Origin of the sequence: Variovorax sp. EL159, assembly GCF_900100965.1 — a bacterium.
Taxonomy (GTDB): Bacteria; Pseudomonadota; Gammaproteobacteria; order Burkholderiales; family Burkholderiaceae_C; genus Variovorax.
Genome location: NZ_FMUJ01000001.1, coordinates 1071574 through 1087608, shown reverse-complemented (window position 1 = coordinate 1087608; position 16035 = coordinate 1071574). Strand labels below are relative to the sequence as shown.

Sequence of the window (16035 nt, the reverse complement as noted above, 5' to 3'; positions counted from 1 at the left end):
CCACGCATCCCTTTGCGTGCCCTGCCTCCGGTCACCCTGGCGTGCGCCAGCGGGTGCGGCGTCCCGGAGGCTCAGGCTTTTTTTGGGGCAGCTTGCGAAAGCGTTTGCGAGGGGATCAGCGGACGCAGCGGTTTCACGCGCTCGATGCCGACGGGCTCGGGCGGCATGGCACCCCAGTTCTGTTCGCCTGCGCTCTCGTTGCCTGCGGTCGACTGATTCGATCCGTTGCCGGCGGGTCGCGATGAAGGAGCCGGCGCAGGAGCAGCAGCCGCAGGCGCACTGACCGCTTCCGGCTTGCGACGGTGCAGCAGCACGGCCTCGGCCACGCGTTGCACGTGATCGGTCGAGATGGCTACCGCGCCGTCCCAAGCAGCCAGTGCCCGCGCCGAACGCAGCATCACGAGGTCGGCACGCAATCCATCGACACCCGCTTCGATGCACAGCGCGCCAACTGCTTCATGCACCGCATCGCCATAAGGCAAGGCCGAGGCATTGGCCACAGCGGCTCGCGCACGAACCAGCGCGGCCGCGAGTTCAGCTTCGGCCTGCGCATGCGTCGCACGAAAGCCCTGCGGATCGGCGTCGAACGCGAGCCGCGCCCGCACGATGGCCTGCCGCTCGGCCGCGTCTTCGATGTTGCGCAGATGCACGCACAAGCCAAAGCGGTCGAGCAGTTGCGGCCGCAGCGTGCCCTCTTCCGGGTTCATCGTGCCGACCAGCACGAAGCGCGCGGCATGCCGGTGCGAGATGCCGTCTCGCTCGACCACGTTCACGCCGCTGGCTGCCGCATCGAGCAGCGAGTCGATCAGCGCATCGGGCAGCAGGTTGATTTCGTCCACGTAGAGAACGCCGCCATGCGCGCGCGCCAGCAGGCCGGGTGCGAACTTCAGTTCATGGCCCGCCAGCGCGTGCCCCAGGTCGAGCGTGCCAACAAGGCTTTCGAGGCTCGCGCCCAGCGGCAGCGTGACGAAAGGCGCGCCGGGCAGCAGCTCGGCCAGTGCGCGCGCCGCCGTGGTCTTGGCGGTGCCGCGCGGCCCTTCGATCAGCACACCGCCCAGGCCGGGATCGACCGCCGCGAGCAGCAGCGCCTGGCGCAACTGCGGCTGGCCGGCAATCGCGGCGAAAGGGAAAGGCAGCGGCATGGGCGCGGCGGTGGTCATCGGGTCGATCCTTCCATCTGCTGCTCGTGGTCGAGCAACAGGTTTTCAAGCTGTTCTTTGTACGCGCCGGGCGACTGCCACAGGCCACGCTGCATGGCTTCGAGCAGGCGGCTGAGCATGTCGTGCAGCGCGCGCGGATTGTGCGCGTTCACGAAGTCGCGGGTGCCGGCATCGAGCACGTAGGCATCGGCCACCATCGCGTACTGGTGGTCGCCGACCACGCGGGCGGTGGCGTCGAAGCCGAAGAGGTAGTCGACGGTCGCTGCCATCTCGAAGGCGCCTTTGTAGCCGTGGCGCTTGACGCCGTCGATCCACTTCGGATTGACCACGCGCGAACGGATCACGCGGCTGATTTCTTCCTTCAGCGTGCGCACGCGCGGCGCCTGCGGGTTGCCGTGGTCGCCGTGGTACATCGCGGGCTGCTGGCCGCTCAGGTGGCGCACGGCGGCGGCCATGCCGCCCTGGAACTGGTAGTAGTCGTTGGAGTCGAGCAGGTCGTGCTCGCGGCTGTCCTGGTTCTGCATGACGACGTTCATGCTGCGCAGGCGTCGCACCAGTGCGTCGGCAGCCGGCACGCCGTCGCTGCCCTGCCCGTAGGCATGGGCGCTGCCGCCGACGTAGGCCTTGGAGAGGTCGTCGTCAGTCTGCCAGTCGCCATGGTCGAACAACGGCTGCAGGCCCGAGCCGTAGCTGCCCGGTGCCGAGCCGAACACGCGCCAGCCGGCCTGCAGGCGCGCGGCCTCGGGTGTCTGGCCTTGCGCTTCGAGCGCGGCGGCTTCGCGCAGGATGCGCGCGCGGATCGGGTTGCGCTCGGCGTCTTCGTCTTCCTGCGCCGCAACGGCCTGCACGGCCGCGTCGAACATCTGCACCGCGTTGGGAAAGGCATCGCGAAAGAAGCCCGAGATGCGCAGCGTGACATCGATGCGCGGGCGCCCGAGCCCGACAGTCGGCAGCACCTCGAAATCGACCACGCGCTGGCTGCCCGGTGCCCATTTGGGCCGTACGCCGATCAGCGCGAAGGCCTGCGCCAGATCGTCGCCACCGGTGCGCATGGTGGCCGTACCCCAGACGGACAGGCCCATTGCCACCGGGTAGTCGCCGTGCTCCTGCATGTGGCGTTCGACCAGTTGCGCGGCGGACTTGAGGCCGAGCGTCCAGGCGGTTGGCGTGGGAATGGCACGGGTATCGACCGCGTAGAAATTGCGACCAGTCGGCAGCACGTCGGGGCGGCCGCGCGAGGGCGAGCCGCTCGGGCCAGGTGGTACGAAGCGGCCTTGCAACGCGCGGGAGAGTTGCAGCAGCTCTTGCGCACCGCAGGCATCGAGCGCTGGTGCAAGGGTCTGTTCGATGCGAGCCATGACCGCTGTGGTCTGCGGCATGCCTGCAGGAATTCCTTCTTCGAGCAGGCGTTGCGCAAGCAGCTCCAAGCGCTCGCGCGTGTCGCCCTGATGCCGCCACGGATCGCTGCTGACCGATTGCAGCAGCGCGGGGCGTGCGCCCTGCCAAGGCTTGGCTGCGTCGACGTCGAGCGGGTCGAAGCTGTCACCCGGCAACAAGTCACGCGCCAGCGCGCCCAGCAACCCGGCATTCGCGCCCACGCCATCCGCAGCCGGATAACGCGCGAGCGCCAGCAACGTGTCGCGCCGCAACCGTTCCTGCGGCGAAGCGCCGAACACATGCAGCCCATCGCGAATCTGCGTTTCCTTCAGCTCGCACAGGTAGGCATCGACGCGCGCCAGCACGGCATCGTCTTCGGCACCGGGCATGTCGAGTTCGTCGACCAGATGCTGCGCCCGCACGGCTGCGAGGATCTGCGCGCGCAGCACCTTGGCGCGCCGCGCATCGACCAGCAGCGCGTCGTAGTACTCATCGACCTGGCGTTCCAGGTCCTGCATCGGGCCGTGGTTCTCGGCCCGCGTGAGCGGCGGCATCAGGTGATCGACGATCACCGCCTGCGTGCGGCGCTTGGCCTGCGCGCCCTCGCCCGGGTCGTTGACGATGAAGGGGTAGACGTTCGGCAGCGGCCCGAGGATCGCATCGGGCCAGCAGGTCTGCGAGAGCGCGATGCTCTTGCCCGGCAGCCATTCGAGGTTGCCGTGCTTGCCCACATGCACGACCGCATCGATGGCGAAGGCATCGCGCAGCCAGAAGTAGAAGGCCAGGTAGCTGTGCGGCGGCACCAGCTCGGCGTCGTGGTAGCTCGCATAGTCGGCGGCACCGAGCGTGCCCAGCGCGCGTGCCGGCTGGATGCCGACGAACACGCGGCCCAGCCGCAGCCCGGCGATCATGAAGCGGCCCTGCCTGACCATCGGGTCTTGCTCGGGCGCGCCCCAGCGCGAATCGATGGCAGCCGCCATGCCTTCGGGCAAGGCCGCGAGGCGCGCGCGGTAATCGGCCAGCGCGTAGCTTTGCCACGCGGGCCGCGCGGCCCATTGCGCCGGATCGTTGGCGATGCCCTCCTGAAGCCTCTGCATCAACGTATCGCCATCGTGCGGCAATGCATCGGGCTCGCCGAGCGCATAGCCTTCGGCCTGCATGGCCTGCAGGATCGCGATGACCGAGGCCGGCGTGTCGAGCCCCACGCCGCTGCCGATGCGCCCTTCGCTGCCGGGGTAGTTGGCCAGGATGAGCGCGATGCGCTTGTCGGCCGCGGCAAGGCTGCGAAGGCGACACCAGCGCCGCGCCAGCTCGGCCACGAAGGCGATGCGGTCGGGCTCGGGCTGGTAGTTCACCACTTCGGTCTGCGTGAGTTCGCAGCGATGCGACAGGCCTTTGAAGCTCACGGCACGCGTGACGATGCGGCCGTCCATCTCGGGCAAGGCGATCTGCATGGCGATGTCGCGCGGGCGCAGGCCCTGGCTGTCGGCCAGCCAGTCCTCGCGGTTGCCGCCGCTCACGATCACCTGCAGCACCGGCGCGTCGCCGGCCAGGGCGATGGCCTCGCCTTCGTCGTTCTGCGCGCCCTGCCCCAGTGCGGCGAAGGCGGTGGTGTTGAGCACGAGCTGAACGTCGTGCTCGCTGCACAGGCCGCGGAATGCAGACATGCACAGCGGATCTTTCAGCGAATCGAGCGCAACGGGCAACGGGTTCAGCCCTTCGGCGCTCAGCGCGGCCGCGAGCGCATCGAAGGCCACGGTGTTGCCCGACAGCAGATGCGAGCGATAGAACACCAGCGCCACCACCGGCGCCCCCGCATGCCAGCCGGCGCGCAGGTCGTCGATGCCGGCCACCGAATGGGCCGCATCGATGATGCCGCGTGGCACATGCAGCGCCACTTGCGGCAGGCTGCGCGGCGGCAACGGCGCTTCGCCATGGCCGAGGCCATGGAAGGCCACCGCGCGCAAAAACTGCATCGCATTGCCCGCGCCGCCGCTGCGCATGTACTGCCAGAGCTGGCGGCTCACTTCGCGGGGCGCGGTGCCGCGCGCGAGCAGGTCTTCGTCTTCCTGCAGGTCGCCCGAGAACATCGCAAGCTGCTGGCCCTTGCGCCTGGCCAGCTTCTCCAGCTGCTGCAGGCCATAGGCCCACGCCGATTCGGCACCCAGGTGATCGACGACCACCACGCGCGCATGCTGCAGCACCTCGTCGACATACAGGTCGAGCGAGGCCGGCTGGCGCAGGTGCATGAGGTTGGCCAGCCGCAGCGACGGATAGCCAGGGTCGGCGGACGCCAGCGCGGTGCGCGCGGCCGCGAGCAGCGCGAGCGTGGTGTCGGCCGAGCTGAGCACCACGATGTCGCCCGGTGTCTGGTCGAGCCGGGTGACGACGCTGTCGTCTTCGACGAAGCGTCCGGGCTGGGTGCTCAGCAGGTGCATGCGGTCAGGCCATCAGGCGGGAACGGCGGCCACGCTCTCCAGTGCCTTGCGCAGCGCGCCTTCATCGAGGTCTTCACCGATGAACACCAGGCGCGTGCGCTGCGCTTCGTCATCGCGCCAGCGGCGGTCGAAGTGGTGGTCGAAACGACGGCCCACGCCCTGCACCAGAAGGCGCATCGGCTTGCCGGGAATGGCGACGAAGCCCTTCACGCGGTAGATGGTGTGCTGCTCGACCAGCTTGCCGAGCACGGCCAGAAGGCTGTCGCGGTCCACGGCCGGCAGTTCAATCACGAGCGAGTCGAACTCGTCATGGTCGTGGTCTTCCTCGTGGTCGTGGTGGCTTTCGCGCAGGTGGATGGTGGCTTCGGCCGCGCGGCCCTGGCCCAGCAGCAGCGCCAGCGGCAGCTTGCCTTCGGTGGCGGCGACGATCTTCACTTCGGGCGGCAGCTCTTCGCGCACGAGAGCCTCGACACGGATGCGCGCGGCGTCGTCCATCAGGTCGGTCTTGTTGAGCACCACGAGGTCGGCGGCCGAGAGCTGGTCTTCGAACAGCTCATGCAGCGGCGATTCGTGGTCGAGATTGGGGTCGGCACGGCGGGCTTCATCGACCGCCGCGGGGTTCTCGGCGAACTGGCCCGCATCGGCGGCGGGCCCGTCGACCACGGTGACCACCGAATCGACGGTGAAGATGTTGGCGATGTCCGGCCACTGGAAGGCCTGCACCAGCGGCTTGGGCAGCGCCAGGCCCGAGGTCTCGATGATCACGGCGTCGATGTCGCCGCGCCGCTCGGCCAGTTGCAGCATCACGGGCAAGAATTCTTCCTGCACGGTGCAGCAGACGCAGCCGTTGGCCAGTTCGTACAGCGCGCCTTCGCGCTCGTTGCCTTCCTCGTCGCAGCCGATGCCGCAGCCACGAAGAATCTCGCCGTCGATGCCGAGTTCGCCGAACTCGTTGACGATCACCGCGATGCGGCGGCCCTCGGCGTTGCCGAGGATGTGACGCAGCAGCGTGGTCTTGCCGCTGCCGAGGAAGCCCGTGACGATGGTGACGGGGATCTTGGCGTTGCTTGGGGTCATGAAGTGGATTCTTTCAGGCGCCGATGGCCATGGAATGGGTAACGCGGAGACGGGCGCTCGACGGCGCCCGCGATCCGCACGAGCGGCATCGGCCCGGAGCCGACGAAGCGGAGATGGAGCGCCGGGCCTCCGGCGCCGGCAATGGATGCGGCACGCCCCGGGGTCGCCCCCGGGGAGTGCGTGCCGCTGAATCCGGATCAGATGCTGCTGTACAGGCGGCGCTCGACGAACGCCGTGCCCTGCAGGCGACGCCAGGCCTTGGCCGCAGCCAGCACGCCCAGGTCGACCAGTGGCTCGACCAGCACGACGGTCATGTAGGCAGCGCCGAAGCTGGCGATCTGGCCGATGTTCTCGAGGCCGGTGCCGCGACCGTAGAGCGCCCAGAAGCCGACCCAGACCACGATGCCACCCTGGTAGGCCACCGACAGCTTGAAAGCCTGCTGGTAGCTGAGGTCCACGTAGGCCACGTTCTTCGGAATGATGCGCCGTGCCAGCGCGGCCGTCGCGAACAGGGGCACCAGCAAGGTGGTGACGTTCATGCCGTACTGCGGCAAGTCCTGCGGCTCGAAGAACAGGCCCTGGATGAGCAACCCGCCCGCCAGGCCGATGGCCGCGGGCGCGAGCCCGAACACCAGCAGCAGCGTGGTGCCGAGGATCAGGTGCACCTCGGACACGCCCACGGGGTGATGCGGCAACACCTCGAAGAAGCAGAACACCAGCGCCACGGCAATGGCCGAGCGCAGCACCAGGGCGGCGGGGCCGTCCTTCATGAGCGTGTCGAACGCCACCTTGCCTGTGTAGGCCAGCGCGGCGGCTGCCGTCGCGTAGCTGAGGAAAATCTTGGATCCGTCGACGAGACCTGGTTCGATGTGCATCGAGCACCTCCTGAATTGCACCGAAGTGCGAAAGTTGATTGTTAGTTGATGGGCTTGCTCGCGCAAGCCCCGCCATGAACGCCGGGGCGCGCGCCGCGCTCCCGCAACGAGGGTTTGCGCCGCAACCGGCGCCAGCCGATCACCACGCCGCTGGCCGAAGCCACCGTGCCGATGATCGACAGCAGCCACACCACGATGTCCCAGGCCGGCCGGTACTGGATGAGCCAGGGAAAGTCGAGGCTGTGCGCCGCATTGAAGAGCCAGCGGCGCAGGCGCGCGTTGCGGTCGTTGCTGCCGGCGACCTGCCCGCTGGAAGGGTCGATGTAGATCCAGCTGCGCGCGGCGTCGTCGAATTCGAGCCGCCACACGGGCAGCACGCGCTCGCGGTGGTGTCCGTACCAGTGGAAGTCTTCGCGCATCTGCAGCGTCGCCTGCGTCACGGTGGCGCCGGGGCGCAGGCGGGCGGCGGCACGCACGATGTCGTCGCGGCTGATCGTGGCGGGCGCGCCCGTTGCGGCATCGACCACGCGCACACGCCCCTGCGCATCGCGCAGTTGCAGCAGCGGCCTGCCGTCGAACCACATCGGCAATGCCTCGCGTGGTGCGGCGGCGCCTTCGCCCGCCGGTAACGAAGCCGGCGGCCAGGGGAATGGCGACGACCCTGCGCCGGTGTAGCGCGCCATCGCCGCCACGTCGCCGGGCCCGCGCTGGAACCAGCCGTTGGGGTTCATCGACAGCCAGCCGCTGATGATCCACGTGAGCACGAAGAAACCGCCGATGAGGCCGGCGATGTGGTGCCAGGCCATCCACCCCTTGTACGGCGTGACCGCGCCGTTGCGGAAACGCCGGCGCAGCCGAACCCGCAGGATGCCGATGACGATGCCCGTCACCGCCGAGACGATGCACGCTGCCGACAGCCACACGACCACCTCGTGCCACAGCGGCGGGTCGGCACGCAGCGGGGTGAAGTAGATCCAGTGCGGCACCGAACCCAGCCAGTTCCAGAAGCGCTCCGAACGCGTGGTGTCGCGCACCACCTCGCCGTTGCGCGAGGACACGTACAGCTCGGTGCCGGCCGCGTCGCCGACTTCGATGCGATGCAGCGGGCGCAGCGGATTCAGGCCTTGCGGCACGGTCCACTGGTCGCGCTCCAGCGTCTCGGCCCAGCGCGCGCCGGGCTGGCCTGAAAAGCCGCGCGCAGTGGCCTCCGCCTGCGCCGCATCGACCGGGCCGAGCGCATGGCCGTCGCGTGCCGAGATGGTGTGGCGACCACCGCGTGCGTCGGTGATGCGCCAGACGGGTTCCGGCGCGCTGCCGCCCTGCACTTCGAGCACCATGCGGCGCGGCGGTTGTGCGCGCGCGGCCGGTGGCAGTGCTTCCAGCGCGGCGGATGGCGGCACCACCGCCTGCTCAAAGCGCAACGGCCCGAGGCCGGCCAGCCGCTCTTCGTCGGTGAGCGTGGGATAGCCCACGTACATCATCACCACACCCGAGACGAACCACATGACGAACAGCAGGCAGCCGCCGATGCCCAACCACCGGTGTGTCCAGTAGAGCCAGTGGCGAAGACGGGGCCAGGCGCGGCGCCATGCGGAGGTCATGGTCGTGCTCAGAAGTTGACCAGCGCCGACAGCTCGAACGAGCGCGGCCGGCCCAGCAGCCACTGGTTGCCGCCGTTCGAGAACGACACCGGGTACTTGCGATCGGTCAGGTTGTAGCCGCGCAGCGCCAGCTTTGTCGACGGGTTCACCTGCCAGCTCACGCCGGCATCGGCCACCGTGTAGGCGCCGATCTTGCGCGAATTGGCCGTATCGACCTGCCGCGAACCCACGTAGCGCACGCCGAAATCGGCCTCCCATTGCGGCAGGAAGCGCCAGTTGAGCCAGAGGTTCGCCGTCGCCTCAGGCACGCCGGACGGCGTGTTGCCCGCGCGCGAAACCAGCGACTTGCCGACCACCTCGTTGAAGTCGTCATAACGCGCGCGCAGCCGGGCGACGTTGGCTTCGAGCCGCAGCGTCGAGGTCAGTGCCAGGTCGAGCGTGGCCTCGATGCCTTCGGACGACTGCTTGCCGATCTGCTGGGTCTTGCTCGGGTCGCTGGCGTCGCGCGAGAGCAGCTTGGTCTTCTCGATGCGGTAGGCGGCCACGGTCCAGGCGCCACGGCCATCGGCCAGCTGGCGCTTGTAGCCCACCTCGACCTGCCGGCCGGTGCTCAGGTCGAAGGGCACCTGCGTGGCCGAGGTGCTGATCAGCGAGGTCAGCGGATCGGCCGCGCGCGCCACCTGGGCATAGAACGACTGCGAGGCATCGGGCGCGTACACCACGCCAAGGCGGCCGGTGGCGTACTCGAAGGTCTTGTCCAGCCGGCTCGACAGGTTCTGCTGGTCGACGCGCGAAACCTTGGCGTGGTCCCAGCGCAGGCTGCCGACCACCGACCACTGCTCGTTGAAGGCCAGCTTGTCTTCGGTGAAGAAGGCGTAGGTGTTGGTCTTCGTCTTGTAGCGCGGCAGGTAGGCCACGGGCGAGGCGTAGTAGCCGGGCTGGAACACGAAGGGGTTGACCACCGAGCGGCCACCATAGGGCGAGTCGCTCGAATTCAGGAAGTCGATGTGGTTCATGTCGAAGCCCACCAGCACCTGGTTGGCCATGCCGAACAGCGAATGCCGGAAGGTGGCGTCGGTGCGGTTGCCGATCTGCTCCTGGTCGTGGCCGATTTCCAGGTAGTCGCCACGCAAGACCTGGCGGGTGGTGGCGTTGAAGGTGTAGGTCTCGCTGTTGCGCCAGTGGCGCTTGCTCTCCAGCCGGTAGAGCTGGTTGCGCACGGTGACCGCATCGTTCGGCGTCCACTGGGCGTCGAGCCGGGTCCACTTGTCGCGGTACTTCAGCTCCGAATCATCGAGGTTGTAGTTCTGGCGCAGCGTCCGGTCGTTCAGGCGCCCGTCGATCAGCGGCACGCCGTAGTAGCGCTGCGGCGACTGCCGGCCTTCGTCGTGCGACAGCGTGAACTGCAGCTGCGGCGACACATCCAGCCGCACGGCCGCGCCCACGGCCAGGCTCTCGGCCTCGCCGCGCGCCATGAAGCCGTTGGTCTTGCGGTGGCTGATGTCGAAGCGGTACGACAGCTTGTCGTTGATCGCACCGCCGCTGCCGAAGGCGACCTGGCGCGTGGCGTCGGAGCCGTACGTCACGAGCGCTTCGTTCTGGATCGGGCCGCGCGTGGGCTTCTTGGGCACGACGTTGATCGCGCCGCCGATGGCGCCTTCGCCGAACATCACCGAGGCCGCGCCGCGCAGCACCTCGATGCGGTCGACCGACCAGGTGTCGAACGGAAAGGTGACGGTGCCCGCGCCCGCGTACAGGCGCGTGCCGTCGAACAGCTGCATCACCGAGCCGTGGCCCGAGAAGCCGCGCGCCGCCATCGACGTGCCGCCGTTGCCGGGCGCGGGCGAGCCGGTGATGCCGGTGGCGCGGGTGGCCGCGTCGATCACCGAGACGTCGCCGCGCGCGCGGATGGTGTCGCCGCTCAGCACCTCGATGCTGGCCGGCGTTTCGAGCGGCGTGAGCCCGAGGCGGCTGCCGGTGTGCGCGGGCTCGTCGATGGCCAGCGGCGTGTGCCGGCTGGCCTCAACCTGTACCGGCGCCAGGCTGTTGCTGCCCGTGCCCGTCGTTTCTCCTGCCGTCTCCGCGAAGGCGGCGACGGGCCCGAAAGCCAACCCCAGCCCCAGTGAAAGGCCCGAAAGACCTGAAAGCCCCGAAAGGCGCGCCCATTGCCGTGGCGCGCCCGTGCGATCGCGCGCTGGCGATGCCTGATCCATTTGAATTCCCCTCCTCCGACCTGCGTCCCCGCAGGTTCCTGACCGATCGAGGACGTGGGAAGAGGTGCGAACGGGCGGTGCCGGTGCACGCGAAGGCGGCGCAACGGCAGGCCCGGACACGCACTCCCGCAGCGTCCGAAGGCGGTTGCGAAGGCCGGTATCCGGGCTTGCGGAGCGCCCCGATGCGCAGAATGCGCACCGGAGCCGAAACCCTCGCCTTCCCACGCCGAAGCGCAGTGGCTGCCCATGCCGAAAAAGGCATGGGCCCGAGGGTTTCCAGATCCGCCGACCGTTGCGGGGGCAGCGCAGGAATGACCGCGTCAGCGACGACGTGGCGCACCTGCTTCCCGTTTAACCCCGAGGCCAATGGATGGCATGCGGGGCACCTTCGAACCGTGGTTTCTGGTGTGAGTAATAAAAATTAACACACCAAAACCGCGGGATTATAGGGAGCGGCCTGTTGCCGGCGCTCCCGACGCGCGGCTCAGGCGGGGTTCAGCCCCGGTTCAGCGGGGCCTGCCGTCGGGTCCGAACAGCCGCCGCAACGCCGCAACGCCCGCCACCAGCGCGTTCGAGTAGGTGGCATAGGGCTCGTGGGCGGCTTCCAGCGGCACGTAGACGTGGGTGGTCTCGCCCGGCGTGTCGTCCACCGCTTCCATCAGCACCCAATAGAACTCGCCGGCCTCCAGTTCGTGGACGGTGAGTGCGATGTTTCGGGCGGAAGACATGGGGCAATGCAAGTGGTGTCACCGTTGAATGGACGAAGAACACGCGCGGTTGACAGCTTTCGGGCTTCTCCTACAGCGCATCCGCGCCGCGCGACCTAATGTTGTAGCCAGGGACCCTCATGGACTCCAGGAGGCCGCATGAAGCAATTCATTCTTGAGACCCACATGCGATCGAGCGTCGGTGGCGCCTTCTATCCGACCGGCTATTCGATGGTGATGTTCCCCAGTGCGGAAGACGCGAACCGCATCGGCCACCGCCTGATCGAAAAAGGCATGAGCGGCGACGAGGTCTATCTGTTGCCCGCCGAGACGGTCCTGGCCGAGATCGCGCCGACCGTGAAGACCGTCGAAGACCCCCTGCCGTCCCCCGGCACAGACGCCGCGACGGTACGCGCCTTCGCCCGGCTGGCGCGCAGCGGCCACACGGGCCTGCTGGTCAAAACGCGGGACGGCGCCACGGCCGAGCGGCTGATGGAACTGGTGCGGACCGTGCCCTATTCGATCGCCCAGCGCTACCGCATGCTGGTCATCGAAGACCTCTGAACCCGGGCGCCGGACCGGCCCCGTCAGGCCACCGGCCCCGTCAGGCCACCGACACTGGCATGGCCATCGACACGGCCCGCTGCACCACGTCGCGGGCCATCGCCTGGGCCAGTTCATGCTCGCCGAGGAAGACGGTGACGGAGGTTTCCTGCGTGAGCAGCTGGGCCTCCTGCTCGTTGTGGCTGCGGATGACGGTCTGGATGGTCGGGTTGAGCGTGCGCGCCGTCTCGATCATCTGGCGCACGTTCATGGTGTCGGGCGTGGCGACCACGAGCACGCGGGCCCGCGCGACATGCGCCTGGATCAGCACCGCCGGATCGGCCGCATCGCCCCACACGGCCGGGATGCCGGCCTCGCGCAATTTTTCGACCAGCTCGCGGTTCTGCTCGGCCACCACGTAGGGAATGTCGTGCGCCTCGAGTTCGGCCGCGATGCGGCGCCCCACCCGGCCGTAGCCGACCAGCACCACCTGCCGCGAGAGGTACTTGGCCTCGGTGGTCATGGGCAGTTCGGCGAGCGGGTCGTCGCGCGATTCAAGACCGCGCGCAAACGCCGAATGGGCATGCAGCCATTTCTGCAGCGGCGCGATCAGGCTGAACCACAACGGGTTGGTGGCAATGGAAATCAGCGCCCCGGCCAGCACGAGGCTCTGGCCCTCGACCGGCAGCAGGCCCAGCGACACGCCCAGCCCCGCGAGGATGAAAGAAAACTCGCCGATCTGCGCCAGGCTGGCGCTCACCGTGAGCGCGGTGGCCAGCGGGTAGCGAAACACCAGCACCAGCGCGCAGGCCGCGAGCGACTTGCCCACAACGATCACCAGCACCACCGCCAGCACCTGCAGCGGCCGTTCGATCAGCACCGAGGGGTCGAACAGCATGCCGACCGACACGAAGAACAGCACGGCGAAAGCGTCGCGCAGCGGCAGCGACTCCTGTGCCGCGCGGTGGCTGAACTGCGACTCGCGCATCACCATGCCGGCAAAGAAGGCGCCGAGCGCGAACGACACGCCGAACAGCGCCGCCGAAGCGAAGGCGATGCTCACGGCCGCGGCCACCACGCACAGCGTGAACAGCTCGCGCGAGCCGGTGCGCGTGACCTGCCAAAGAATCCAGGGAAACACCCGCCGCCCCACCACCAGCATCAGCGCGACGAAGCCACCGACCTGCAGCAGCGTGAGCCCGAGCGTCTGCCACAGCGGCGTTGCCACCTCGCCGGGCTGGGCGCCATGGCCGCCCAGTGTGCTGGCCAGCGGCGGCATCAGCACGAGCACCAGCACCATGGCCAGGTCTTCGACTACGAGCCAGCCGATGGCGATGCGCCCGGTGAACGAATCGAGAATGCCCAGGCTTTCGAGCGCGCGCAGCAGCACGACCGTGCTGGCCACCGAGAGCGCCAGCCCGAACACCAGCGCCGCGCCGGGGCTCCAGCCCCACCACATCGCCAGGCCGCCGCCGAGCAAGGTGGCCACGGCAATCTGCGCCAACGCGCCGGGTAGCGCGATCTTGCGTACCGCCAGCAGATCGTCGAGAGAAAAATGAAGGCCGACACCGAACATCAGCAGCATCACGCCGATTTCGGCGAGCTGTGCGGCGATCTCCGCATCGGCCACGAAGCCCGGTGTGAAGGGCCCGATGATCACGCCCGCCAACAAGTAGCCCACCAGCGCCGGCAACCTCAGCTTGGCAGCGAGAAAGCCGAACACCAGCGCCAGCCCGAGGCCGGCGGCAATCGTGTTGATGAGGGAAACGCTGTGGGGCATCGCTCCATTTTGCAGGAACGACGTCTACCCCTTCGTGTCAACCGGCCATCTTGTTGGCGCGCGCGCCCTCGAGCACCTCGGGCTCTTGGGCCTCGACCCAGGTCTCGTTGTTGAGCCCGGCATGCAGCCGCTTCTCGTCCAGCTCGTTGGTCCACTTGGCGACCACGATGGTGGCCACGCCGTTGCCGATCAGGTTGGTCAGCGCACGGGCTTCGGACATGAAGCGGTCGATGCCCAGGATGAGCGCCAGCCCCGCCACCGGCACATGCCCCACCGCCGACAGCGTGGCCGCCAGCACGATGAAGCCACTGCCCGTGACGCCCGCCGCGCCCTTCGAGGTGAGCAGCAGCACAGCCAGCAGCGTGATCTCCTGCACCAGCGTCATGTGGGTGTTGGTCGCCTGCGCGATGAACACCGCCGCCATCGTCAGGTAGATGGACGTGCCGTCGAGGTTGAACGAGTAGCCCGTCGGAATCACCAGGCCCACGCAGGTCTTGTTGGCGCCCAGGTTCTCCATCTTTTCCATCATGCGCGGCAGCACCGACTCGCTCGACGACGTGCCCAGCACGATCAGCAGCTCTTCCTTGATGTACTTGATGAACTTCCAGATGCTGAAGCCGTGAAAGCGCGCGATAAGCCCCAGCACCACGAAGATGAACAGCAGGCAGGTCAGGTAGAAGGTGCCCATCAGCTTGCCGAGCGAGAACAGGCTGCCCAGGCCGTACTTGCCGATGGTGAACGCCATCGCGCCGAAGGCACCGATGGGCGCCAGCTTCATGATGTAGTTGACGATGCCAAAGAGCACGTGCGAGCCCTTCTCGATCACGTCGAACACCAGCGTGCCGCGCCCGCCGAAGCGATGCAGCGCAAAGCCGAACAGCACCGCGATCAGCAGCACCTGCAGGATCTCGCCCTTGGCGAAGGCGTCGACCAGCGTGTTCGGAATGATGTTCAGGAGAAAGTCGACCGTGCCGGTCATCTTGCCCGGGCCGGTGTACGAGGCGATCGACTTGGTGTCCAGCGTGGCCGGATCGACGTTCATGCCCGCGCCGGGCTGCAGCACGTTGACCAGCACCAGCCCGACCACCAGCGCGATGCTGCTGACCACCTCGAAGTACAGCAGCGCAAGACCACCGGTCTTGCCCACCTTCTTCATGTCTTCCATACCGGCGATGCCGACCACCACCGTGCAGAAGATGATCGGCGCAATGATCATCTTGATGAGCTTGATGAAGCCGTCGCCCAAAGGCTTCATGGCTTCCCCGACCGAGGGATAGAAGTGGCCGAGCAGCACGCCGATGATCACCGCGGTGATCACCTGCACGTAGAGCGACCGGTACAGAGGGAGCTTTCTGGCGGATGTACTTGTTGTGTTTTCCATGGTGCCTCCGGAGAGTTGAAACTGTAGGACCCGTGCTGGCGGCTTTCTATCCGTAGAACCCGCATCGATGAAATGAAAAAACCCGCCGAGGCGGGTTTTCTCATCAGGTGCAGGTCAGCATGCTCAGTGCATGTGGAGGCCGCCGTTGACCGAGAAGTCGGCCCCCGTGCTGTAGCCGCCTTCGTCCGTCGCGAGCCACGAGATGATGGAGGCGATCTCGCTCGGCTCGCCCAGGCGCTTGACCGGGATCGTGGCCACGATCTTGTCGAGCACTTCCTGGCGGATGGCCTTGACCATGTCGGTGCCGATGTAGCCCGGGCTCACGGTGTTGACCGTGACGCCCTTGCTGGCCAGCTCCTGCGCCAGCGCCATCGTGAAGCCGTGCATGCCGGCCTTGGCCGCCGAGTAGTTGGTCTGGCCCGCCTGGCCCTTGGCGCCGTTGACCGAGCTGATGTTGATGATGCGGCCCCAGCCCTTTTCAACCATGTCGCCCACCACCTGCTTGGTGACGTTGAACATGCTGTTCAGGTTGGTCTCGATCACCGCGCTCCAGTCTTCGGGCGTCATCTTGAGGAACATGCGGTCGCGCGTGATGCCCGCGTTGTTGACCAGCACGTCGATGGGGCCATGCGCCGCCTTGGCAGCGGAGAAGGCCTCGACGGTGGATTGCCAGTCGCCGACATTGCCGACGGAGGCGTGGAACTCGAAGCCTTCGGCTTTCTGTTCGGCGAGCCACTTGGCGTGGTCGCGCGTAGGACCGCAACCGGCGATCACGGTAAACCCGTCCTTGTGCAGACGTTGGCAGATGGCTGTTCCGATGCCACCCATGCCCCCGGTGACATATGCAACTTTCTTGCTCATGAAATTTCCTTGATGTGTACGT

The 16035-nt window shown here is 67.8% G+C and carries 11 protein-coding genes and 1 riboswitch; of the genes, 1 reads left to right on the top strand and 10 read right to left on the bottom strand.

Features of this window, described 5'->3' with window-relative positions:
• Window positions 1-71 precede the first annotated feature (71 nt).
• The 7 genes from BLQ28_RS05125 to BLQ28_RS05095 all read right to left on the bottom strand — a co-directional run bounded on the left by BLQ28_RS05125 (window position 72) and on the right by BLQ28_RS05095 (window position 11469).
• Window positions 72-1160, bottom strand: a complete 1089-nt coding sequence (locus BLQ28_RS05125) for a magnesium chelatase ATPase subunit I (protein ID WP_093237436.1) — start codon at window positions 1158-1160, stop codon at window positions 72-74.
• Window positions 1157-4975 (bottom strand): cobaltochelatase subunit CobN, encoded by a 3819-nt coding sequence (gene cobN, locus BLQ28_RS05120; RefSeq protein ID WP_093237435.1) that lies wholly within the window; start codon window positions 4973-4975, stop codon window positions 1157-1159. The genes BLQ28_RS05125 and cobN overlap by 4 nt, the downstream gene beginning before the upstream one ends.
• A gap of 12 nt (window positions 4976-4987) precedes the next feature.
• Complete coding sequence (cobW, locus tag BLQ28_RS05115) at window positions 4988-6052, bottom strand: cobalamin biosynthesis protein CobW (protein WP_093237434.1); 1065 nt, start codon at window positions 6050-6052, stop codon at window positions 4988-4990.
• Between the two features lie 197 nt (window positions 6053-6249).
• Window positions 6250-6927 carry an energy-coupling factor ABC transporter permease gene (locus tag BLQ28_RS05110; protein ID WP_093237433.1) on the bottom strand — a complete coding sequence of 226 codons (678 nt, stop codon included), beginning with the start codon at window positions 6925-6927 and terminating at the stop codon, window positions 6250-6252.
• 41 nt (window positions 6928-6968) lie between these two features.
• A complete protein-coding gene (locus tag BLQ28_RS05105) occupies window positions 6969-8528 on the bottom strand; it encodes a PepSY domain-containing protein (protein WP_093237432.1) in 1560 nt (519 codons plus the stop codon).
• Window positions 8529-8536: 8 nt separating this feature from the next.
• Window positions 8537-10741, bottom strand: coding sequence for a TonB-dependent receptor (locus BLQ28_RS05100; RefSeq protein WP_093237431.1), 2205 nt, complete (start codon window positions 10739-10741; stop codon window positions 8537-8539).
• Window positions 10742-10875: 134 nt separating this feature from the next.
• A riboswitch (cobalamin riboswitch) is annotated at window positions 10876-11146 on the bottom strand.
• 101 nt (window positions 11147-11247) lie between these two features.
• A complete protein-coding gene (locus BLQ28_RS05095; RefSeq protein WP_093237430.1) occupies window positions 11248-11469 on the bottom strand; it encodes a hypothetical protein in 222 nt (73 codons plus the stop codon).
• A gap of 138 nt (window positions 11470-11607) precedes the next feature.
• Between BLQ28_RS05095 and BLQ28_RS05090 the strand changes: the two genes are divergently transcribed.
• On the top strand, window positions 11608-12012 hold the full coding sequence (locus tag BLQ28_RS05090) for a hypothetical protein (protein WP_093237429.1): 405 nt from the start codon (window positions 11608-11610) through the stop codon (window positions 12010-12012).
• A 40-nt stretch (window positions 12013-12052) separates the two neighbouring features.
• Here the strand turns inward: BLQ28_RS05090 and ybaL are convergent, their stop codons facing one another.
• The 3 genes from ybaL to phbB all read right to left on the bottom strand — a co-directional run bounded on the left by ybaL (window position 12053) and on the right by phbB (window position 16013).
• A complete protein-coding gene (gene ybaL, locus BLQ28_RS05085) occupies window positions 12053-13771 on the bottom strand; it encodes a cation:proton antiporter domain-containing protein (protein WP_093237428.1) in 1719 nt (572 codons plus the stop codon).
• Between the two features lie 37 nt (window positions 13772-13808).
• Entirely contained in the window at window positions 13809-15152 is a 1344-nt protein-coding gene (locus BLQ28_RS05080) for a dicarboxylate/amino acid:cation symporter (RefSeq protein WP_093237427.1), read from the bottom strand.
• A 123-nt stretch (window positions 15153-15275) separates the two neighbouring features.
• The gene (gene phbB / locus BLQ28_RS05075) at window positions 15276-16013 is read right to left on the bottom strand and encodes an acetoacetyl-CoA reductase (RefSeq protein WP_093237426.1); all 738 of its coding nucleotides are present in this window, start codon (window positions 16011-16013) and stop codon (window positions 15276-15278) included.
• Window positions 16014-16035: the final 22 nt, after the last annotated feature.